Source organism: Agromyces sp. Y782, from assembly GCF_059445405.1.
On record NZ_JCAIUG010000002.1, the window covers coordinates 589958 to 610539 of the forward strand.

The 20582-nt window shown below is 67.2% G+C and carries 17 protein-coding genes and 4 tRNA genes; 9 read left to right on the plus strand and 12 right to left on the minus strand.

What is annotated here, in order from left to right; genetic code table 11:
• Positions 1-86 precede the first annotated feature (86 nt).
• The 4 genes from AC1C2S_RS16935 to AC1C2S_RS16950 all read right to left on the minus strand — a co-directional run bounded on the left by AC1C2S_RS16935 (position 87) and on the right by AC1C2S_RS16950 (position 5285).
• Positions 87-2228 carry a 3-hydroxyacyl-CoA dehydrogenase NAD-binding domain-containing protein gene (locus tag AC1C2S_RS16935; protein ID WP_495353770.1) on the minus strand — a complete coding sequence of 714 codons (2142 nt, stop codon included), beginning with the start codon at positions 2226-2228 and terminating at the stop codon, positions 87-89.
• Positions 2228-3433: a thiolase family protein gene (locus tag AC1C2S_RS16940; RefSeq protein WP_495353771.1), complete on the minus strand. Its 1206-nt coding sequence runs from the start codon at positions 3431-3433 to the stop codon at positions 2228-2230. The genes AC1C2S_RS16935 and AC1C2S_RS16940 overlap by 1 nt, the downstream gene beginning before the upstream one ends.
• Positions 3434-3508: 75 nt before the next feature.
• A complete protein-coding gene (locus AC1C2S_RS16945; protein ID WP_495353772.1) occupies positions 3509-4705 on the minus strand; it encodes a ribonuclease D in 1197 nt (398 codons plus the stop codon).
• Complete coding sequence (locus AC1C2S_RS16950) at positions 4698-5285, minus strand: DUF3000 domain-containing protein (RefSeq protein ID WP_495353773.1); 588 nt, start codon at positions 5283-5285, stop codon at positions 4698-4700. Before AC1C2S_RS16950 ends, AC1C2S_RS16945 begins: the two co-directional genes overlap by 8 nt.
• Positions 5286-5370: 85 nt before the next feature.
• Between AC1C2S_RS16950 and AC1C2S_RS16955 the strand changes: the two genes are divergently transcribed.
• Positions 5371-6585 carry an alpha/beta hydrolase family protein gene (locus AC1C2S_RS16955; RefSeq protein ID WP_495353774.1) on the plus strand — a complete coding sequence of 405 codons (1215 nt, stop codon included), beginning with the start codon at positions 5371-5373 and terminating at the stop codon, positions 6583-6585.
• 33 nt (positions 6586-6618) lie between these two features.
• On the opposite strand, the gene AC1C2S_RS16960 is transcribed toward AC1C2S_RS16955, so the two are convergent.
• Together AC1C2S_RS16960 and AC1C2S_RS16965 are read right to left on the minus strand one after the other, a co-directional pair.
• Positions 6619-7056, minus strand: a complete 438-nt coding sequence (locus AC1C2S_RS16960) for a SufE family protein (RefSeq protein WP_495353775.1) — start codon at positions 7054-7056, stop codon at positions 6619-6621.
• Between the two features lie 47 nt (positions 7057-7103).
• Positions 7104-8003 carry a sulfurtransferase gene (locus AC1C2S_RS16965; RefSeq protein ID WP_495353776.1) on the minus strand — a complete coding sequence of 300 codons (900 nt, stop codon included), beginning with the start codon at positions 8001-8003 and terminating at the stop codon, positions 7104-7106.
• Positions 8004-8144: 141 nt separating this feature from the next.
• Here AC1C2S_RS16965 and zapE point away from each other — a divergent pair, with 141 nt between their 5' ends.
• The 3 genes from zapE (at position 8145) to AC1C2S_RS16980 (ending at position 11323) form a co-directional block, all read left to right on the plus strand.
• Positions 8145-9200 carry a cell division protein ZapE gene (gene zapE / locus AC1C2S_RS16970; protein WP_495353777.1) on the plus strand — a complete coding sequence of 352 codons (1056 nt, stop codon included), beginning with the start codon at positions 8145-8147 and terminating at the stop codon, positions 9198-9200.
• Between the two features lie 296 nt (positions 9201-9496).
• Complete coding sequence (locus AC1C2S_RS16975; protein WP_495353778.1) at positions 9497-10717, plus strand: ammonium transporter; 1221 nt, start codon at positions 9497-9499, stop codon at positions 10715-10717.
• A 63-nt stretch (positions 10718-10780) separates the two neighbouring features.
• Positions 10781-11323, plus strand: a complete 543-nt coding sequence (locus AC1C2S_RS16980) for a type II toxin-antitoxin system PemK/MazF family toxin (RefSeq protein WP_495353779.1) — start codon at positions 10781-10783, stop codon at positions 11321-11323.
• Positions 11324-11326: 3 nt separating this feature from the next.
• Here AC1C2S_RS16980 and AC1C2S_RS16985 read toward each other — a convergent pair whose 3' ends face one another.
• Both AC1C2S_RS16985 and AC1C2S_RS16990 read right to left on the minus strand, forming a co-directional pair.
• Positions 11327-11686, minus strand: a complete 360-nt coding sequence (locus AC1C2S_RS16985) for a VOC family protein (RefSeq protein ID WP_495353780.1) — start codon at positions 11684-11686, stop codon at positions 11327-11329.
• Positions 11687-11825: 139 nt separating this feature from the next.
• Positions 11826-11898 (minus strand) — tRNA-Val (locus AC1C2S_RS16990).
• Positions 11899-12149: 251 nt separating this feature from the next.
• Here AC1C2S_RS16990 and AC1C2S_RS16995 point away from each other — a divergent pair.
• The 3 genes from AC1C2S_RS16995 (at position 12150) to AC1C2S_RS17005 (ending at position 12453) form a co-directional block, all read left to right on the plus strand.
• Positions 12150-12221 (plus strand) — tRNA-Gly (locus tag AC1C2S_RS16995).
• A gap of 57 nt (positions 12222-12278) precedes the next feature.
• Positions 12279-12352: transfer RNA gene (locus tag AC1C2S_RS17000), tRNA-Cys, on the plus strand.
• A gap of 26 nt (positions 12353-12378) precedes the next feature.
• Positions 12379-12453, plus strand: a tRNA-Val gene (locus AC1C2S_RS17005).
• A 151-nt stretch (positions 12454-12604) separates the two neighbouring features.
• Here AC1C2S_RS17005 and AC1C2S_RS17010 read toward each other — a convergent pair.
• Together AC1C2S_RS17010 and AC1C2S_RS17015 are read right to left on the minus strand one after the other, a co-directional pair.
• Positions 12605-13201: a hypothetical protein gene (locus tag AC1C2S_RS17010; protein ID WP_495353781.1), complete on the minus strand. Its 597-nt coding sequence runs from the start codon at positions 13199-13201 to the stop codon at positions 12605-12607.
• A gap of 79 nt (positions 13202-13280) precedes the next feature.
• On the minus strand, positions 13281-15332 hold the full coding sequence (locus AC1C2S_RS17015; protein ID WP_495353782.1) for a glycosyl hydrolase family 28-related protein: 2052 nt from the start codon (positions 15330-15332) through the stop codon (positions 13281-13283).
• Between the two features lie 380 nt (positions 15333-15712).
• Here AC1C2S_RS17015 and thrS point away from each other — a divergent pair, with 380 nt between their 5' ends.
• Together thrS and AC1C2S_RS17025 are read left to right on the plus strand one after the other, a co-directional pair.
• On the plus strand, positions 15713-17659 hold the full coding sequence (thrS, locus tag AC1C2S_RS17020; RefSeq protein ID WP_495354418.1) for a threonine--tRNA ligase: 1947 nt from the start codon (positions 15713-15715) through the stop codon (positions 17657-17659).
• Complete coding sequence (locus AC1C2S_RS17025) at positions 17656-18228, plus strand: HIT family protein (protein WP_495353783.1); 573 nt, start codon at positions 17656-17658, stop codon at positions 18226-18228. Before thrS ends, AC1C2S_RS17025 begins: the two co-directional genes overlap by 4 nt.
• Positions 18229-18355: 127 nt before the next feature.
• Here AC1C2S_RS17025 and pdxY read toward each other — a convergent pair whose 3' ends face one another.
• Together pdxY and AC1C2S_RS17035 are read right to left on the minus strand one after the other, a co-directional pair.
• Positions 18356-19207 carry a pyridoxal kinase PdxY gene (pdxY, locus tag AC1C2S_RS17030; protein WP_495353784.1) on the minus strand — a complete coding sequence of 284 codons (852 nt, stop codon included), beginning with the start codon at positions 19205-19207 and terminating at the stop codon, positions 18356-18358.
• Positions 19204-20577 carry an aminotransferase class I/II-fold pyridoxal phosphate-dependent enzyme gene (locus AC1C2S_RS17035; protein ID WP_495353785.1) on the minus strand — a complete coding sequence of 458 codons (1374 nt, stop codon included), beginning with the start codon at positions 20575-20577 and terminating at the stop codon, positions 19204-19206. The genes pdxY and AC1C2S_RS17035 overlap by 4 nt, the downstream gene beginning before the upstream one ends.
• Between the last annotated feature and the right edge of the window lie 5 nt (positions 20578-20582).

Below are 20582 nucleotides of genomic sequence, written 5' to 3' on the forward strand. Positions count from 1 at the left end.
ATCGGATGCCTCGGGGCCGCGGCACTATCGGTACGGCCAAACGGCCCTCGGCGTGACGCCGAAGGCCGTTCGTCTCGAGCCGGACGTTACGCTCCGACACCCGTGATCGTCGGGTGGTGGAAGGTGTCTCCGAAGGCGCGTTCCGACGCGCCGACACGGTCGAGATACGGTGTCAGACCGCCCATCTGGAACGGGAATCCGGCACCGAGCAACATGCAGAGGTCGATGTCTTCGGCCGCCGCGACGACGTCGCCGTCGAGCATCAGTCGCACCTCGCGCGCGAGGCCGTCTTGCAGGGCGACGAGGATCTCGTCGGCCGAGCGCGGGTTCTTGCCGCCGGCGACGATCTTCAGGGCACCCTTGTCGAAGCCCTTGACCTTGCCCTTGTCGTCTTTGTCGAGCAGCTTGCCGTAGTCGGCGAGCTTGTGCAGGTTCTCGCTGCGGTAGAACCTGTCGGGGAACGCCGAATGATGCGTGTCGAGCACGTGCGCTCCGACCTTCAGGCCAACGAGGTCGAGCAGTGCCGACGGCGCCATGGGTAGACCGAGCGGCGCGATGGCCTCGTCGACGGTCTGGAACGAGGTTCCCTCGTCGACCGCGCGCATCGCCTCGCCGAGCAGCACGGCAAGGACTCGGTTGACGACGAATCCGGGTGTGTCGGCCGTGATGACGGCGTTCTTGCGCAGATTCTTCGCGGTCACCATGGCGGTCGACAGTGTCGCCTCATCCGTGTGCGGCGTCTTCACGACCTCGATCAGCGGCATGACCGCGACGGGAGTGAAGAAGTGGAAGCCCACCAGGCGCTCGGGGTGTGCGAGCTTCGCGCCGATCTGCTCGACTGACAGCGAGGAGGTGTTCGTGGCGAGCACGGCCTCGGGCGAGATGAACTGCTCCACCTCGGCGAAGACGTTCTGCTTGATCTCGAGCTCTTCGAAGACGGCCTCGATGACCCAGTCGCAGTCGGCGAAGTCGGCCTTGTCGGTCGTGCCCGTGACGAGGGCCTTCAACCGGTTCGCCTCATCGGGGGAGATGCGACCTTTCTCGAGAAGCTTGTCGATCTCCTCCGCGATGTAGGCCACACCCTTGTCGACGCGTGCCTGGTCGATGTCGGTGATGACCACCGGTACCCGCAGGCGGCGCACGAAGAGCAGGGCGAGCTGGCTCGCCATGTAGCCGGCGCCGAGCACGCCGACCTTGGTGACCTTCTTCGCGAGTGCCTTGTCGGGAGCGCCCGCCGGGTGCTTGGCCCGCTTCTGCACGAGGTTGAAGGCGTAGATGGATGCGTGAAGCTGGTCGCCCGCGATGAGGTCGGCGAGCACCTCGTCTTCACGCTGGAATCCCTCGGCACGCGTGCCGCTCTTCGCTGCCTTCATCAGGTCGAGCGCGACGTACGGCGACTGCGGAATCGAACCGATGCGGCTCTTCAGCATCTTGGTGGCGATGCCGATAGCGGCATCCCACTTGACGAGGCGTTCCACCTTGCCGGGTTCGTTCGACCGCTTGACCTTGACCCGTCCGGAAATGACGTCGTCGGCCCAGCGAATGGAGTCCTCGAGATAGCTCACCGACGGGAAGATCGCGTCGGCGATGCCGAGGTCGTATGCATCCTGGCCTTTGAGTGTGCGGTTCTGCTTCAGCGGGTTCTCGATGACGACCTTGAGCGCGTTCTCGATGCCGATGAGGTTCGGCAGGATCGTCGCGCCGCCCCAGCCGGGGATCAGGCCCAGGAAGACCTCGGGCAGCGCGAGGGCCGGCGCCGAGGCATCCACCGTGCGGTAGTCGGCATGCAACCCGATCTCGAGGCCCCCGCCGAGTGCGAGGCCGTTGTAGAACACGAATGACGGCACGCCGACCTCGCCGATCTTCGCGAGCGCGAAGTGGCCGAGCTGCACGAACTTCTTCGCGGTCTCCTTGTCGGGGATGTCGGCGACCTTCGAGAGGTCGGCGCCGGCAGCGAGGATGAACGGCTTGCCCGTGACGGCGACCGCGTCGATTTCACCGGCGGCGGCGCGCGCCTTCAGCTCATCGAGCGTCTTCGCATACTCGAGCAGTGTCGCCGCACCGAGCGTGTTCGGGCGCGTGTGGTCGCGTCCGTTGTCGAGAGTGATGAGTGCGAGCGTCTTGCCCGAAGCCAGAGGGATGTCGCGCACGTACGAGTGCGTGACGACCTCGTCGTCGCCCGCGAGGGCGAGCAGCGAACCGAAGTCGATCGTGCTGTAGTCGGTCATCAGGCCTTCTTCGCCTTCTTGTCGTAGTTCGGGTTCTCCCAGACCATGGTGCCGCCCTGGCCGAGGCCGACGCACATGCTCGTGATGCCGTAGCGCACGTCGGGCCGCTCGGTGAACTGGCTCGCGAGCTGGTTCATGAGGCGCACCCCAGAGGAGGCGAGCGGGTGGCCGACCGCGATCGCACCGCCCCACGGGTTCACGCGGGGGTCGTCGTCGGCGATGCCGTAGTGGTCGAGGAAGGAGAGCACCTGCACCGCGAACGCCTCGTTCATCTCGAAGAGGCCGATGTCGGCGATCGTGAGGCCGGCCTTTCGGAGGGCCTTCTCGGTCGCGGGAATAGGGCCGATGCCCATGATCTCGGGATCGACGCCGGCGAAAGCGTAGCTGACGAGCTTCATCTTCGGCGAGAGACCGAGCTCTTTGGCGGTAGCACCGGAAGCCAGGATCGCCGCGGTCGCGCCGTCGTTCAGCCCGGATGCGTTGCCGGCGGTGATGCGGCCGTGCGGGCGGAACGGGGTCTTCAGCGCAGCGAGGCCCTCGAGGGTGGTCTCAGGACGCATGACCTCGTCACGAGTGGCGAGTCCCCAGCCTTCTTCGGTGCGGATCGCGACCGGGATGAGGTCTTGCTGGATCTTGCCTGCGGCGTAGGCCGCGGCCGTCTTCTGCTGACTGGCGAGGGCGTAGCGGTCGCTGCGCTCCTTCGTGAGCTGCGGGAACCGGTCGTGGATGCGCTCGGCGGTCGCGCCCATGACGAGGGCGTCTTCGCCGACGAGCTTCTCGCTGAGGAAGCGCGGGTTCGGGTCGACGCCCGACCCCATCGGGTGGTGGCCCATGTGCTCCACACCGCCGGCGATCGCGAGGTCGTACATGCCGAAGCCGATCGAGCCCGACATCATCGCGGCGGCCGTCATGGCGCCCGCGCACATGCGGTCGATCGAGAAGCCCGGGACCGTCTTCGGGAGGCCTGCGAGGATCGCGGCCGTTCGTCCGAGAGTGAGCCCCTGGTCTCCGGTCTGAGTCGTCGCGGCGATGGCGACATCGTCGATGCGGTCTTTCGGGACGTTCGGGTTTCGTTCGAGGAGTCCGACGATCGCCTTCACGACGAGGTCGTCGGCTCGGGTGTTCCAGTACATGCCCTTGTCGCCGGCCTTGCCGAACGGGGTGCGGACCCCGTCGACGAACACGACTTCAGCTTGATCAGCCACGCTGCAGCTCACTTTCGATCAGTTGCTTCGATCCTACGAAGGCCGCCGAGGAGCCGCTGAATCGCTTGACGGAACCTACGAAGCGTCGGAGGTGGCGTCTTCAACCGATTGTGCTGCCTCGACAAATGCATCGGCGATTGTCTGTGAGGTTGCCGCAACCTGCCAGTGGCGCGCGCCGAGCGCGAGCAGGGCATCGCCGATCGCCTCCGCAGTCGGTTCAGACGGCGGGGTCCATGCCACCCGGCGCAGATGGTCGGGCGTCAACAGATTCTCTATCGGCATGTCGATCTGCTCCGCGATCTCGGCGACCGCCACCTTCGCGATGCGCAGCCGGGCATCGGCTTCGGGATTGCGCGCCGCCCACGCGCGCGGCGGGGGAGGCGCATCGCCGGGAACCCGCACGGCCGGCAGCTCGGACGTCGTGAGGCCGCGTTCCACAGCGCCCCACCAACGATCGAGTTCGGTGCGGCTCGCGCGACCGTTGAACTCGCGAAGGTCGGCGAGCGCGCGCCGGGTCGACGGCAACGAGCGCGCGACCGCGAGGAGCGAGGCATCCGGAACCAGACGACCGGGTGCGACGTCGGTCTCGGTCGCGAGTTCGTCGCGTGAAAGCCAGAGCTCGCGGGCGACCGCGAGGTTTCGGGGCCCCCGCATCGCGTGGATGCCGGAGAGACGGCGCCACGGCTCGGCAGCCGGCGGCTTGGCCGCACGATGCAGCACGGCACCGAACTCCTCGTCAGCCAACTCTGCTTTGCCGGCGTCGATGAGGGCGACGCCGAGGCGTTCGCGAACATCGACGAGGAGCTCGACATCGAGAGCGGCGTACTTCAGCCACGATTGCGGCAGAGGCCGCGTCGACCAGTCGGACGCCGAATGCTCTTTGGCGAGACGGATGTCGAGGAGCTCTTCCACCACCGATGCCAGGCCGACGCGCGGCATGCCGAGCAACCGCGCCGCGAGTTCGGTGTCGAAGATGCGGTCGGGATCGAGCCCGACCTCGCGAAGGCACGCGAGATCTTGACTGGCTGCGTGCAGCACCCACTCTTCGCTGCGGATACCGGCCTGGAGCTCGGAGAAGTCGGGAATCTGGGGCGGATCGAAGAGGAAGGTGCCCGCACCGCGCCGGTACATCTGGATCAGGTAGGCCCGCTGGGAGTAGCGGAATCCGCTCGCACGCTCGGCATCGACGGCGATCGGCCCCTCGCCATCGAGGAGCCGCCGCACCGCCTCATCGTAGGCGGCGGGCGTATCGATCACCCGGAATTCATCCACGGTTCGACCTCCGACGTGGCAGTGCGGTCACCCCTTCCGATCGGGGTGGGAGTCCTGCGAGCATGCACAACAACTCTCCCCAGCCTTCCACATGCGGGCCGATGGTCGAGTCGAGGGGGGTCCACGAGGCGCGCAACTCGATCTGGGCGCCGTCGCCCTGCCGGGCCAGCTCACCGAATCCGGTGGAGAGGATCTTCGTTGCTGTGCCCGACGCCGCGATGTAACGGGCACCACGTGCGTCGAGTGCGTCGACCAACCACGACCACGCGACATCCGCGAGGAAGGGGTCGAGGCCGATGTCGGTCTCGAGAGGTGCCTGCGCGAAGCAGACGACCCGGAATCGGCCGCCCCAAGCCTCCGGTTCGCTCGGGTCGTGCAGCAGCACGAACCGGCCGGTGCCGAGTTCGGAATCGTCGTGACGACTCGGCGTGACGTCGGCCGAGAGGGCGACCGCGTTCGGTGCGAGCGAGCCCGGAGCCGGGATTTCGCTGACGCGCAGCTCGGACCGCGGAGCGGCCGCACGCAACGAGTCGAGCGCGGCCTCGAACTCGGGAGGAAGCGGAGGCGCGGAGTCGGGCACGTGTGCAGACTAGAGTCTCGGGTGCGGGGGACGTCGGCGGCACGCCGCATCACTCTGCACACGGTGGCTGGTTCGGGAGGAACGGATGCGTCGAACGCACGGTACGAGTTCTGCAATCGGGATCGCGGCTGCCGCCGTGGGGCTCATCGCGGTGACGATCGGCGCGGCGACCGCCGCCCTCGCCGTGTACTTCGCACGGAAGGTCGTCACTCCGCCCGAAAAGCACGAAGAAGACGTACGCGTCGCCCGAGTCGACCTCGCGGCGGGCGAGATCACGCTCGTCGGCTCCGACGAGACCCGCATGCGGGGCCGGTACGGGCTGTGGTTCGATCACGACGCGGGGCACGCCCGACTCGGCGACGTCATCGACGACGGTGAACGCGAGGTGCGTCGCGGCATCGAATCCGTCGATTTCGGCCGACTCGACCGGGCGCGGCGCGGCCGCATCAACGGCTGGTACCACCTCGGGCCGTGGGAACTCGATGCGCCGTACGAGAACGTGGTCATCGAGACGGAGCTGGGCCCGGCCCCGGCATGGCTCATCAGGGCTGCGGATGCTTCGGCGCGCTGGGTGATCCAGGTGCACGGCCGGGGGTCGAAACGACCAGAGGGTCTCCGCGCCGTGCCGCCGGTGCGTGCCGCCGGCTGGAACTCGTTGCTCATCTCCTACCGCAACGACAGCGAGGCGCCCGAGAGCGAAGACCGCAAGTACGGGCTCGGCGGCACCGAGTGGGCGGACGTGGTCGCTGCGACGCGATTCGCCGTCGAGCACGGTGCCGAGCAGATCGTGCTCATGGGCTGGTCGATGGGCGGTGCGATCACGCTCCAGGCGGTGTTGCGCTCTGCGGAGGTGCGCGAACATCTCGTGGGCGTCATGCTGGACTCGCCCGCCATCGACTGGACCGACATCCTCCGATTCCAGGGCCGGTTGCAGGGCCTCCCGCCAGAGCTCGGCGACCTCGTGGTGCGGGTGCTCGGCGGGCCGCTCGGGGCCGGGCTCACCGGCATCGCGGCGCCGATCGACGTCGAGGAGCTCGACCCCATCGCTCGGGCCGACGAGTTCGACGTGCCGATGCTGCTGATGCACAGTGTCGACGACGGCTTCGTACCGATCGACGGATCACGCCGCTTCGCCGCGGCCAGGCCTGACCTCATCGAGTTCGAGGAGTTCGAGGGTGCGCGGCACACGAAGCTCTGGAATCACGATCCCGAACGATGGACGGGGCTCGTGCACGACTGGCTCACCCGACGCGGTGAGAGCGTCGCTCGACTCGGCGACGAGGCGCAGATCGTGGGCTGACCGCCTGGTCGTTGCGAGTACTCCGATCGCCGGTCAGGCGGCGATGCGATCGCGCAGCTGCCGCTTGGTGCGGGCCAGCATGCCAGTCATGCCGCGAACGCGCAGCGGGGAGACGGCCGCTGCGAGGCCCAGCGATTGCGGGAAGTCGGCGGGCACGTCGAAGACCTCTTGCACCGTCAGACCATGGAGGCCCTGCACAAGGATCGAGGCGAACCCGCGGGTGGTCGGTGACTCCGCCGGCGCGGTCGCGTAGAGATGCACCCGGCCCTCATCGACCTCGACGAAGATGAACACGGGCGACTGGCACTCTTCGACCCGCTCGAAGAGATCGGGGTGCTCGGCGTAGCGGGCAGGCAGTTCGGGCAGCTCGTTCGAGAACTCGAGCAGCAGTTGCAGACGATCGCGCACCTCGAGTGCGAGGAAATCGTCTCGTATCTCGGCGAGTCGGGCAGGCAGGGTCGGCGCGTCCATCGATCTCATTCTCCCATGGTGGCGAGCGACCCCGCCCGTCGGCCATCTCAGCGGGCGGGGAGTTCTCCGCGCGCTTCGCCGGTCACGATCGGAACCCGCACCGCGCTGCCCCACTCGGTCCACGAACCGTCGTAGTTGCGTACCTTCTCGAAGCCGAGGAGGTGGTTCAGCACGAACCAGGTGTGGCTCGAACGCTCGCCGATGCGGCAGTAGGCGATGATGTCGTCGCCGTCTTCGAGGCCGACTTCGCCTCGGTAGATGGCGTCGAGCTCTTCGCGGGACTTGAAGGTGCCGTCGGAGGCCGCGGCACGGGCCCAGGGCACGGATGCCGCGGTGGGAATGTGCCCGGCACGCAGGGCGCCCTCTTCGGGATACGCAGGCGCGGTCGTGCGTTCGCCGCTGTACTCCTCGGGCGAGCGCACGTCGACGAGCGGATTGCCGAGGTGGGCGAGCACGTCCTCTTTGTAGGCGCGCACGACGCTGTCGTCGCGCTCGACCACGGGGTACTCGACCGGCGTGACCTCGGGGGCATCCGTCGTGATCTCGCGACCCTCGGCGATCCAGAGGTCGCGGCCACCGTCGAGGAGGCGCACGTCTTCGTGGCCGAAGAGCGTGAACACCCAGAGCGCGTAGGCGGCCCACCAGTTGTTCTTGTCACCGTAGATCACGACCGTGCTGTCGCGGGCGATGCCCTTCGAACCGAGGAGGGCAGCGAACTGCTCGCCGTCGATGTAGTCGCGCACCACTGGATCGTTCAGTTCGGTGTGCCAGTCGATCTTCACCGCGCCGGGAATGTGCCCGGTCTCGTAGAGCAGCACGTCTTCGTCGGATTCGACGACGACGAGGCCGGGTTCACCGAGGTGCTCGGCGAGCCATTCGGTGGTGACGAGACGCTCGGGGTGGGCGTACTCGGCGAGCTTCGCAGCGGAGTCGAATTCGGCGGACATGGGAGCCTCCTGGGGTGCCCGGTCGGGCGGGGCGTTTGGGGGAGCGGACTAGGCTGATCACCTGTCCACCACGAATCTACGCGGCGCACGGGGCGAAGTCAGTGCGGCCGTCATCCGATGCAATACGGGAGCTCCTCCAGCATGACCACGGCATCGAGCCATGCCCTCATCCGTCTCGTCGAGCGGAGCCCATCGATCTCGGGCGCCGAGATCGCCTCGGAGCTCTCGCCGCCGCCGCAGTTCGAGCACGCATCGTTCGAGTCGTATCGCCCCGACCCCGACTTCCCGTCGCAGCAGGCCGCGCTCGAGCGGTTGAAGGAGTTCGCAGGTGCCTGGCGCGCGGCGCAGCGTCCGGGCGGGTTCTTCTCTCGCAAGCGTCCTGCGCGCATCGAGCTGCCCGGTGTCTATCTCGACGGCGGGTTCGGCGTCGGCAAGACGCACCTGCTGGCCGCGCTGTGGCACGTGGCGCACGGCCCGAAGTACTTCGGCACCTTCATCGAGTACACGGCCCTCGTCGGCGCTCTCGGCTACCAGCCGGCGGTCGAGCTGCTGCGGGGCGCGAAACTCGTCTGCATCGACGAGTTCGAGCTCGACGACCCGGGCGACACGATGCTGATGACGCGGTTCCTCGGCGAACTCATGGCCGGCGGCACCCGCGTGGCCGCGACCTCGAACACCCCGCCGAACGCGCTCGGCGAAGGGCGGTTCGCCGCATCCGACTTCCTCCGTGAGATCCACGCACTCTCGTCGAACTTCGAGACGCTGCGCATCGACGGGCTCGACTATCGGCGCCGCGACACCGAGGGTCACGCCGAATCCCTCGCGGGCGACGCCGACGTCGCTCGCACGGCGGCCGCGCTCGCAGCTCGCGGCCATCGCGTCTCGCTCGACGGCTTCGACGAACTCGTCGAGCACTTGGCGACCGTGCACCCTTCGAAGTACGTCAAGCTCGTCGCCGGACTCGAGTTCATCGCGCTCGAGGGCGTGCACGAGCTCACCGACCAGAACGCTGCACTGCGCCTCGTCGCGTTCATCGACCGCGTCTACGACGCCGAGGTGCCGATCATCGCGAGCGGCCTGCCGCTCGACGAGGTCTTCGCCTCCGATATGATGGCCGGTGGCTACCGCAAGAAGTACTTGCGAGCCATGTCGCGCATGATCGCGCTCACCACGGGTGAGCTGCCGCCGCACGGCTGACGCCCGCTACGCGGCATCCGCTGGTCTGGCCCGTCGCTCGGCGGCCGCCGAACGGATGTCGCATCGACGGTGTCGCCCGCAACTGCGGCACCCCGTTTCCGTCGATCTGTCGGCGGCCTCCCGGCATCCGGAAACATGCTCGTTACACAGGGCGCTCGTTCGTAACCGACGCGAAACGAACCCTGCAGCGTCGCCGAAACCTCACCACACCATTCTGATCGCAGTACCCGAGACCGACGCCCCGTCACCCCTCGCGGTATGTCCCCTGCAGATTCACCGAGGTGTAAGGAATTCCAATGGATACGGGAAGCATTGCGTGGGCCGTCACGGCTACAGCGCTCGTGCTGTTCATGACGCCGGGTGTCGCCTTCTTCTACGGCGGCCTCGTCAAGGCCAAGAGCGTCGTCAGCATGATGATGATGAGCTTCGGTGCACTCGGGCTCGTCAGCGTGCTCTGGTTGCTGTACGGCTTCAACATGAGCGCCGTGGGCGGCGTCTGGGACTTCGCGGGCAACCCGTTCTCGGACTTCGGGCTCGGCTCGCTCGCAACGGGTGAGACGGCGAACACCGACCTCATCGGTGTCGCGTACGGTGCCACCTTCGCCATCATCACGGTCGCGCTCATCTCCGGTGCCATCGCCGACCGCGCCAAGTTCGGCTCGTGGCTCATCTTCGCCGGCATCTGGGCGACGCTCGTCTACTTCCCGGTCGCGGCATGGGTGTGGGGTGGCGGCTGGATCCTGAACCTCGGCGAGACGCTCGGCCTGCCCGGCGTCATCGACTATGCCGGTGGTACCGCCGTGCACATCAATGCGGGTGCTGCGGCCCTGGCGCTCGCGCTCGTGCTCGGCAAGCGCGTCGGGTTCCAGAAGGGCATGGACAAGCCGCACAACGTGCCGCTCGTTCTCCTGGGCGCCGCAATCCTCTGGTTCGGCTGGTTCGGCTTCAACGCCGGTGCCGAGTGGCTGAACGGACTCGCCAACGTCGGACTCATCGTCGTGAACACGCTGGGTGCAACCGCAGCTGCAATCATCGGCTGGATGCTCGTCGAAAAGTTCAAGGACGGCAAGCCCACCTCGGTCGGCGCCGGCTCCGGTGCCGTCGCCGGTCTCGTCGCGATCACCCCGGCCTGTGCGAACCTCGAGCCCGGTTGGGCACTGCTCCTCGGTGCTGTGGCCGGTGCGGTCTGCGCGCTCGCGATCGAGCTGAAGTTCAAGCTCGGCTTCGACGACTCGCTCGATGTCGTGGGCATCCACCTCGTCGGCGGCCTCATCGGAACCCTGTACCTCGGCTTCTTCGCCATCGACACCGGCCTCTTCACCGGCGGCGACCTCGGCCAGCTCGCAGTGCAGACCATCGCCGCACTCGCAGTGATGCTCTACTCGTTCATCGTCGCCTTCGTGCTCGGCTTCGCGATCGAGAAGACGATCGGCTTCCGTGTGAAGAACGAAGACGAGATCGCGGGCATCGACACCGTCGTGCACGGCGAAGAGGGCTACAAGCTCGAGAGCGTCTGATCCTGGCGGGCCCGCAGTGAGCGGGCCCGTCGGTCCGCGTGGGCGGTGGGGTAGTGTGCCGGTGTGTCAGACACCAGCCGCTTCCTCACCGCCCTTACTCGCGTATTCAGATCGCTCGTCGGCAGTGGGTCGACGCGGTCTTCGGATGCCCCGTCGCGGGCGGCCACGGCGACCGACACGCTCTCACCGGGGCAGGCGGGGCCGTCGGCCACCGTCGAGGTGGATCCGCGGAAGCTGCGGGGTGTCAGGCTCGGCTACGCGCCAGCACGCGACGGCGAGCCCGACCCCGGTGAGGTCGTCTGGACCTGGGTGCCATACGAAGAGAACGACGGGCGTGGCAAAGACAGGCCGGTCGTGATCATCGCGGCATCCGGTGCAGGCGACTACCTGGCCGTGCAGTTGACCAGCAAGGCGCACGAGGCCGATCGCGACTTCGTCGCGCTCGGCGATGGCGCGTGGGACGCCGCGGGGCGCCCGAGCTGGGCGAGCATCGATCGGGTGTTCCGGGTGCGGGCGGGCGGCATGCGGCGCGAGGCGGCGTCGCTCGATGCGGCGCGCTACCGGCTCGTGGCGGCTGCACTGGGCGCGCGCTACGGCTGGCGGTGAGCCTCACGCCCGCGGCGGATGGTGGAGCCCGAACGGGGAGCCCTGATCGTCACGGCACAGCCGGAACTGACCGAAGATGGCGACGGTCTCCTCGTCATCGGCACCGGGAAGCGATTCGACGGTACCGCCGAGGCGTTCGACCGAGGCGACAGCGGCGTCGAGGTCATCGACCCTGAAGAACACATACGGTGCGGCGCCCGGATCGCCGCCGTGCACACCGGCGGGCACGCCCGCACCGTCGACCGCGTAGCCGTTGCCGCCCGGCCCTGACTCGAACGACCAGCCGAAGAGCTTCCCGTAGAAGCTGCGTGCAGTCGTGGCATCCGCTGCCCCGAACTCGATGAACGACACTTCGCCCGACATGGTTCCCCCTCGTATCGATGCGTGTTCACGGCACACCGTAGTGGGCGGCCGCAGCAGCCACAACACGAGGGCCGAATGGGAGGGCGCGTTCGAGGCGCGCGAGGAATGAAGAAAGCCCCCAGTGGAGTGGGGGCTTTCGTGGGCGATACCGGACTCGAACCGATGACCTCTTCCGTGTGAAGGAAGCGCGCTACCAGCTGCGCCAATCGCCCATGTCATTCACGGTCACGCGTGGTGACTGCGGACTCGATACTAGCCGACAGGGTAGGGCGAATGCACATCGAGCAGGCGGAGGCGCACGAAGCGCTAGCTCCGCGGTTGCGAGACGAATGGCCTCGACACGCCCGGGAAGCGGGCATGGAATCCCGTCGTGACCGGCGCGAACGGGCCACTCGATCCGCTCGGTTTGTGAATCGTTCAGAGAATCGGTTAGAGTCTCTCTGCACGCAGAAATGCGGGCGTTGCGGATGTGGCGCAGTGGTAGCGCATCACCTTGCCAAGGTGAGGGTCGCGAGTTCGAATCTCGTCATCCGCTCTGATCAGGATCGGGCGAAAGCCCGATTCCTGCTCTTTTGGTGGTGAACCCAGACACGGTGGATTGGCCGAGAGGCGAGGCAGCGGCCTGCAAAGCCGTATACACGGGTTCGAATCCCGTATCCACCTCCAAGCTGAGAACTTCCATTCTCTGACTTGGGCGATTGGCGCAGCGGTAGCGCGCTTCCCTGACACGGAAGAGGTCACTGGTTCGATCCCAGTATCGCCCACCACGAGGCCCCCGGTTTACCGGGGGTTTTTTCTTGTCTGGATCGCGTGGGCAATACTCGGGCAGTATTGCAACTCGCCATTTGGGGCAGCAGGCCGGTCCGACAAACTCAGGGTGTACCAACGTGCTCTCGAGGGCTGCGCTCCGGTTGTTCCTCAGGGCTGCAGCACCTCGAGCACGAGCGGCGGGTGCCCGATCCGAGTGCTGAACCACGACCAGGTCTCGCCACTGGTCTGTTCGATCGCTGCCCACACCTCGGCCGTCGGTGGCACGTTCCTCAGGATGATCGTGATCACGCGGCTCCCGCTGAACCGGATCGATCCAGGCGCGTCGACGGTTCCGCCTCCGGCGAAGCCGGTCGGGCTGAACGCGGCCCGCGTCGGTGCGTCGACGGCGAAGGTGAACACGTAAGTGCCCACTCCGGTGATGCCGTACGCCCCGGGGGCGAAATGCACCGAGACCGCGGGGTTCCGGTTCGGGGTCTCGCGCAGGTCGAATCCGGCGTGGGGGGTCGCGGCATCCGTCTGCATGATCGTGGGTCGGATCAGTGTGAGGTTCGTTCGTCCGCTGCCGACCGTGCGCGTGGGGGTGAGGGTCTCGATCGGCGCCCAGAAGACCGGCCCGGGGAAGAGGCTGTCGAGACGGTGCTTCTCCATCCAGTCGGCGGGCGTGATATCCGCCTCGAATTCGGAGAGGTGGATGACCCGGTCGTCGAAGCCGCCGCCGGGGGATTCCTTGTCGTCATTGAACATGAGCAAAACTCTAGTATCGCCATCGAAGTGTGCGCCTCAGTGCGAACACCGAAGCGACCCGATCGGCGATCAGGTGCACTCACCACCACGGCGACGGTGCCGGCGGCGCGACCACCGCAGGGCGATCATCACACGTGATGGTGTTGGGCAGCTCCCACGGGGCGAGCCATGGCCCGGTGGTGTTCACGCCGCTCGAGTCGTTGCCGCCGAGGTCGACGATCGAGAACTCGGAGCCTGTGGGCGGGAAGTTGAACGAACCGCAATTGTTCACCCCGACCGCCCCCACGTTGCGCGCATCGACGTTCTCGAAGCTGGCGGAACCTGCGACACGTGCACTCAGCACCGATGTTCCGGTGCCGTCGACCAGCGTGTCGGCGAAATGGACATCGGTGATGCCGTAGAGGTCTTTCACCGGCCAGTCGGCCACGAGCATGATCGCGTTGTACGTGCTGTCGAGGAAGTGATTGCCGACGACCTGGATGTCGGCGTCGATCGACTGATCGAGCGCGTAGAGCCAAATGGAACCGAGCCCGATGTTCCAGTTCAACTCGTAGGTGCCCGCGCGAACCGTGGTGTTGTCGGTGATCCAGAGGTGATCGGTGAATGCCTCGGCACCGAATCTGGACCCGACGTGGATGCCGCTGCCCTCCCGGATCGGATCGGCGATGAGGTTGCTCGACACGGTGTTGTCGGTGCCGCCGTAGATCGCGATGCCGTTGGCGAGGGTCGGGGTCTGCACCGTGTTCCGGTCGAACGTGTTGTTCGCGTTCGCGGTGTGCTCCGACCACATCGCGAGCCCGTCGTCCCCCGTGTTGCGGATGAAGTTGTTCGAGACGGTCGAGTTCGTCACACCGCCGTGGAAGTTCAGGGCGTCGGCGATCTGGTCGACGATGATGTTGTCCTTCACGGTCAGGGCGTCCATCGGACCGTCGAGCCAAATGCCGACCTTCGTGTGCCGGATGTACAGCCCTTCGATCGTCGAGTCGCTCATCGCGCCGCCGATGCCGTTCACCTGGTCGGTGTCGATGCGTTCGCGCACATCGCCTTCGATCGTGAAGCCCGAGAGGTGCACATTGGAGCTGCCACCCGCCGAGGCATCCTTGCCGTAGAAGCCGACGCCGGTGTGCACGGAGCCATCAGGTGAGGGCTCGTCGAGGGCCACCTGCTCGCCCGTGATGGTCGTGTACCAACTGCCCGCGCCCTCGATCGTCACGTCGTCGACGATGATGTGCCGATCGACCCGGAATTTACCCGGCGGCACGTAGACGGGCAGGTCGTGCCGCTGCGCGAATGCGATCGCACGATCGAACGCCTTCGCCGAATCGCGACGACCGAACGGGTCTGCACCGAACAGGAGTACGTTCGCGGCCTTCAGCCGGACATGCGGCCGATCGACCTGCTCGGTGTCGATGAGGTCGATCGTGGTCGAAGCGGCATTCGTGCCCGCCGGCGCGGTGAGCCGGATGACGTCGCCCGCGCGGGAGGACTTGCCGAGGAGCATCCGCTGCTCATCGTAGAAGTGCATCGGGCGGAACGGCTTCGCGACCTCGTACCCGTCACCGGGAACGCAAGCGCACTCGGTGATCCACCAGTCGGGGTGGAGGAGGCCGGCATTCGGGTCATTCGTGAACGGGTACTGGTTGTAGAGCCAGGCGAACTCGGATGTGAGCGTCATGGTGCGCTTGTGCTTGCCGTTGACGGTGATGTCGAGGGGAGCCTCGATGCCGCCGCCGTTCGGCGCATCCGGGATGCTGTAGCGCACGGTGAGGGCGTTCGCTGCCGCCGGGAGCGTGAACTCGACGTACTGGCCCGGCGCGAGCTGTACCGCGCTCCGGCCCGAGGCCTCGGCGGACAGCGTGTACGCACTTCGGTCGGGGGCGATGACGGTGCCGGTATGCACCGAGAACTCGGCCTCCTGCTCGAGGAACGCGACGGATGCCCCTCGCCCCTCGACGAGGGCGGGGTCGAGTGCAGCACGAGTGACGACGGGAGGCGGCGCCGTGCCGGGTGCCGCACCCGCGGAAAGCGGAGCGCCCGCGATCGCGCCGAGCGCCAACGCCCCGGCTGCGGCGAGCGCTGCGACGCGGGCCGGTCGTGGCGCACGTCGTGGCAGTGGAGTAGGGCTCGTCATACGCGTCATCGTCGACTCGTCTCCTTATGGTGGTTGCACGCCATCGGACACCTCGGTGGGCGATCCGCGCTCGCCGAGTGTGCCGACTGTACGGCGCGATCGCATCCCGTCACAAGGGAACGTGAGGGAACATCACGGAAAAGTCGAGTTCTTGCGGAAATGGTCGAAAGAAGGTGGAAGTTCAGGCGGCTCTTGACACGTACTTGCGTGGATCGCGCAAGAGCGTGAAATCGTCGCCCCGACAACGGTTCAGGGCCACCATCGAGGTGCCGAGCGGCCACGATGCGCCGACTACAGTTGAAGGATTCGTTTTCCTACTGCAAGGAGTGGACCAGGTGGCCGACGGCTTCGAGCTCTTCACCGACCGATCCGTTGTCGCGATGCGCGTCAACGGCGAGCTCAAGGACCTCGCCACGACGGTCACCGACACGGATGCGGTCGAACCTGTCACGATCGACTCGCCTGACGGGCTCAGTATTCTGCGGCACTCGGCCGCCCACGTACTCGCCCAAGCGGTGCAGGCCGTGAACCCCGAGGCCAAGCTCGGCATCGGCCCCCCCATCAGCGACGGTTTCTACTACGACTTCGACGTCGCCGAGGCGTTCACGCCCGAAGACCTCAAATCGCTCGACAAAGAGATGTCGCGCATCATCCGTGCCGGCCAGCGCTTCATGCGCCGCGTCGTGACCGACGACGAAGCCCGCGCCGAGCTCGCCGACGAGCCATACAAGCTCGAGCTCATCGGCCTGAAGGGCGGGGCCGGACACGGCGAGTCGACGGGCGACGACCACGAGTCCGTCGAAGTCGGTGGCGGCGAGCTCACGATCTACGACAACGTCGACCCGAAGACCGGCGAGACCATCTGGAAGGACCTCTGCCGCGGACCCCACCTGCCGAACACCCGCATGATCGGCAACGGCTGGGCGCTCACGCGCCTTGCTGCGGCGTACTGGCGAGGCTCCGAGAAGAACCCGCAACTGCAGCGCATCTACGGCACCGCGTGGGCGACGAAAGACGAACTGCGGGCGTACCAGCACCGACTCGAGGAAGCCGCACGCCGCGACCACCGCAAGCTGGGGCGCGAACTCGACCTGTTCAGCTTTCCCGAAGAGATCGGGTCTGGCCTCTCGGTGTGGCACCCCCGGGGCGGTGTCGTGCGCATGGAGATGGAGCAGCACGCACGCCGTCGCCACGTGGAGGGCGGCTACACCTACGTGTACACCCCGCACATCTCGAAGGAAGACCTCTTCCTGCAGTCGAACCACCTCGTCACCTACAAGGAGGGCATGTTCCCTCCCATCCGCATGGACGAGGAGCGCGACGCCGAGGGCAACGTCACGAAGCAGGGCCAGGACTACTACCTGAAGCCCATGAACTGCCCGATGCACATCCTCATCTACAAGGAGCGCGGGCGCAGCTACCGCGACCTGCCGATGCGGCTCGCCGAGAACGGCACCGTGTACCGGAACGAGCTGTCGGGGGCACTGCACGGTCTCACCCGGGTGCGCGGCTTCACGCAAGACGACTCGCACCTCTTCGTCACCCCCGACCAGCTCGAGGAGGAGACCACCAAGGTCATCGCATTCGTCATCTCGATGCTGCGCGACTTCGGGCTCGATGATTTCGAGCTCGAGCTGTCGATGCGGGACGACCACAAAGACAAGTGGATCGGCTCAGACGAGTTCTGGGAGTACTCCACGAACGCGCTGCGCAACGTCGCCCGCGCGAGCGGACTCAAGCTCACCGAGATGCCCGGTGAAGCCGCGTTCTACGGGCCGAAGATCGACCTCAAGACGCGAGATGCGATCGGCCGCACCTGGCAGCTCTCGACCGTGCAGGTCGATCCGAACCTGCCCGAACGCTTCGAGCTCGAGTTCACCGACCGCGACGGGCAGAAGAAGCGCCCCATCATGATCCACCGGGCGCTGTTCGGCTCGATCGAGCGCTTCTTCGCCATCCTCCTCGAGCACTACGCCGGGGCGTTCCCGGTGTGGCTCGCGCCCGTGCAGGTCGTCGGCATTCCCGTCGCCGACGAGTACGTGCCATATCTCGGCGCGATCATCGAGCAGCTGAAGGGTGCCGGCGTACGCGCCGAGCTCGACGTGAGCGACGACCGCATGCAGAAGAAGATCCGCACGCACACGACCCAGAAGGTGCCGTTCCAGCTCATCGCGGGTGAGAACGATCGCTCAGCCGAGACTGTGAGCTTCCGCTTCCGCGACGGCACCCAGGAGAACGGTGTCGCGATCGCCGAGGCGGTCGCGCGCATCCAGCAGGTGATCGAGGAGCGTCGTCAGGTGATCACCCGCGACGACCTGTTCTCATGACTGCGTACCAGCCCGACGAGTTCGAAGGCGTGCCGACGGATGACGCGGCAGACCTCGCCGGCGTACCCGACGCGTTCCAACGGCTCTGGACGCCGCATCGTCTCGTGTACATCCAGCACGGTCAACAGCCCGACGAGCACGCCTGTCCGTTCTGCCGCGCGCCCGAGATGAGCGACGAGCAGTCGCTCATCGTCGCACGCGGCACGCACGCTTACGTGCTGCTGAACCTCTACCCGTACAACAGCGGACACCTGCTGGTCTGCCCCTATCGGCATGTTGCGACGTACGACGCGGCGACGCCCGAAGAGGTCGCCGAGATCGGCGAACTGACGCAGATTGCGATGCGGGTCGTGAAGCAGGTGTCGAAGTGCGACGGGTTCAACATCGGCATGAACCAGGGCCGCATCGCCGGTGCCGGCATCGCAGAGCACCTGCACCAGCACATCGTGCCGCGCTGGGCCCTCGACTCGAACTTCTTCCCGATCATCGCGGGCACCAAGGCGCTGCCCCGACTCCTCGGCGAGGTGCGTCAGGAGATCGCGGAGGCATGGCCGGCGTCGGTGGTGTAGGTGCGGTCTGGGGGTCTCGATACGCTCCTTCGTCGCAACTCGACCGGCGGGCACTCCGTTGGTCGAGTAGGCGCGCCGGCGCCGTATCGAGACCTCGTGACGGCGCTACTCGACCGGCGTTGGAGGGTCAGCGCACCTGGCGAACGGCGAACTGCATGCGCGGGTTCGCGTAGGCCTCTTGCGCCTCGACGAGCTGCAGTTCGCGCTCGCCCGAGGTGTGCGTGAGCGAGAGCAGGTCGAAGACGCTCGAGGTGGCGCGCGCGAGCGCGTCCGCTGCGTCGCCCGAACCTCGGTAGTGCGCCGTGAACAGCGCCGCAGTGACATCCCCGGAGCCGTTCGCCTTCATCGGCAGGAGCGGGGTCTGCACGATCCAGGCGCCGGAGTCGTCGACCGCGAGCATCTCGATCGTGCCGTCTTCGCGATCGGGGCGCTCGACGCTCGTCACGAGCACCGTGCGGGGTCCGGTGGCGCGCACGAGGTCGACCGAGGCCAGGGTCGACTCGAGCGTGTCGGGCTCGGTCTCCGTGAGGAAGCCCAACTCGAACTGGTTCGGCGTGATGATGTCGGCGGCGGGCACGACGCGGTCGCGCAGCAGGATCGGGATAGCGGGGGCCACGAAGCATCCGGATTTCGCATTGCCCATGACCGGGTCGCACGCGTAGACGGCGTCGGGATTGACGGCCTTGACCCGGGCGACCGCGTCGAGGATGACATCGGCGATGCCCTCGCCGCCCTGATAACCCGAGAGCACCACGTCGATCTGCGGGAACGCGCCGCGCTCCTCGATGCCGGTGATGACCTCGCGCACGTCGTCGGGGCTGATCATCGGCCCGCGCCAGGCGCCGTAGCCGGTGTGGTTCGAGAAGTTGACCGTGTTGACCGGCAGCACCTCGACGCCGATGCGCTGCAGGGGGAAGACGGCGGCGGAGTTGCCGACATGACCGTAAGCGACCGCGGACTGGATCGAGAGAATCTTCACCGATCGATCATCGCATCTCCGGCGTGCGCACTCCGCCCGCCGTTGCCCGCCTGCTCGCTCACTCTGCGCACGGAGGCGCCGAGGTCGGCCGCGAGCCTCCGCAGCTCGGCATCTTCGAGATCGTGGACGGTCAGGCGCAGGCATTCGGATGGTGCGGTGTCACCGAGTGCGAATTCGTCGCCCGGCCGGGCGAGCCATCCGCGTCGCATCAACTGCTCGGACACGGCGCGCGCCGGTGCGCCGAGTGGGACCCAGACGTTGAGGCCATCACCGGGGCGGGTGTGGATTCCCTGCGCGGTGAGCAGTTCGGCGAACGCGGCGTTGCGGGCTGCGTAGTGCTCGCCTGCGGCTCGAATGCCCGCCTCGACGCCCGGGTCGGTCGCGAGCGCGTGCACGAGCCGCTGCAGCAGGTGACTCACCCAGGTGGTTCCAGGTGTCAGCCGCATCGCGAGCCGGTCGGCGGTCTCGGGATCGGACGCTGTGACTGCGAGGCACATGTCGGGCCCGAGGAACTTCGACACCGAACGCACGAGCGCCCAGCGCCGGTGCTCGGCGCCGATGAGCGAGTGGAAGGGCACCTGCGAGAGCAGCGAGTAGTGGTCGTCCTCGATGACGAGCACGTACGGATGATCGCGGAGCACCGCGCGCAGTTCGGACGCGCGTCGCTCGGAAAGGCTCGCCCCGGTCGGGTTCTGCGCGCGCGGCGTGCAGATCAGGGCTCGGACCCCCTGATCGAGTGCGGCCCGAAGACCGGCGACCGTCATCCCCTCGTCGTCGACGGGAACCGGAACCGGACGGTAGCCGGCGAGGCGGACCGTATGGATGCTCGTGAGGAAGCACGGGTCTTCGAGGGCGACGGCGTCGTCGCGGGTGAGTGCCTGGGCGAGCAGGCGCTCGACAGCATCGGCGGCTCCGCTCGTCACCGTGATGCGCATCGGCGTCTCGGCGGGGAGATCGGCGCTCATCCACGTGTGCGCCCATCGTGCCAGCTCGGGATCGATGACGGGCTCGCCGTACAGCACCGGGCGCCGGGCTGTGCTCGCCAGCGCGTGGGAGAGGTCGGGGATGCGCGCGGGATCCGGATTGCCCGTGCCGATGTCGCGGAGCGCCGTGTCAGCGGCGAACCCCTCTTGAGCGACGGCGGATGCGGCCGCCACGCGGGTTCCACCTCGGCCCAGGGTGATGACGACGCCGGCGTTCGTCAACTGTCGGTAGGCGGAGACGGCGGTGTTCCGATTGACGCCGAGGTGGTCGGCCAGCGCTCTCACCGGCGGAAGCGCGTCACCCGGTCTGAGTGCGCCGCGCTCGATGAGCCCGCGCAGGCTGTCGGCGATCTCGGCCGCAGAACGACCCTCGATGTCGATGGTCACGAACC

Coding starts and splice junctions, on each gene's coding strand:
- AC1C2S_RS16935 (WP_495353770.1), bottom strand. CDS start 2,228: ATGACCGACTACAGCACGATCGACTTCGGTTCGCTGCTCGCCCTCGCG.
- AC1C2S_RS16955 (WP_495353774.1), top strand. CDS start 5,371: ATGCGTCGAACGCACGGTACGAGTTCTGCAATCGGGATCGCGGCTGCC.
- AC1C2S_RS16960 (WP_495353775.1), bottom strand. CDS start 7,056: ATGGACGCGCCGACCCTGCCTGCCCGACTCGCCGAGATACGAGACGAT.
- AC1C2S_RS16965 (WP_495353776.1), bottom strand. CDS start 8,003: ATGTCCGCCGAATTCGACTCCGCTGCGAAGCTCGCCGAGTACGCCCAC.
- zapE (WP_495353777.1), top strand. CDS start 8,145: ATGACCACGGCATCGAGCCATGCCCTCATCCGTCTCGTCGAGCGGAGC.
- AC1C2S_RS16975 (WP_495353778.1), top strand. CDS start 9,497: ATGGATACGGGAAGCATTGCGTGGGCCGTCACGGCTACAGCGCTCGTG.
- AC1C2S_RS16985 (WP_495353780.1), bottom strand. CDS start 11,686: ATGTCGGGCGAAGTGTCGTTCATCGAGTTCGGGGCAGCGGATGCCACG.
- AC1C2S_RS17010 (WP_495353781.1), bottom strand. CDS start 13,201: ATGTTCAATGACGACAAGGAATCCCCCGGCGGCGGCTTCGACGACCGG.
- AC1C2S_RS17015 (WP_495353782.1), bottom strand. CDS start 15,332: ATGACGAGCCCTACTCCACTGCCACGACGTGCGCCACGACCGGCCCGC.
- thrS (WP_495354418.1), top strand. CDS start 15,713: ATGCGCGTCAACGGCGAGCTCAAGGACCTCGCCACGACGGTCACCGAC.
- AC1C2S_RS17025 (WP_495353783.1), top strand. CDS start 17,656: ATGACTGCGTACCAGCCCGACGAGTTCGAAGGCGTGCCGACGGATGAC.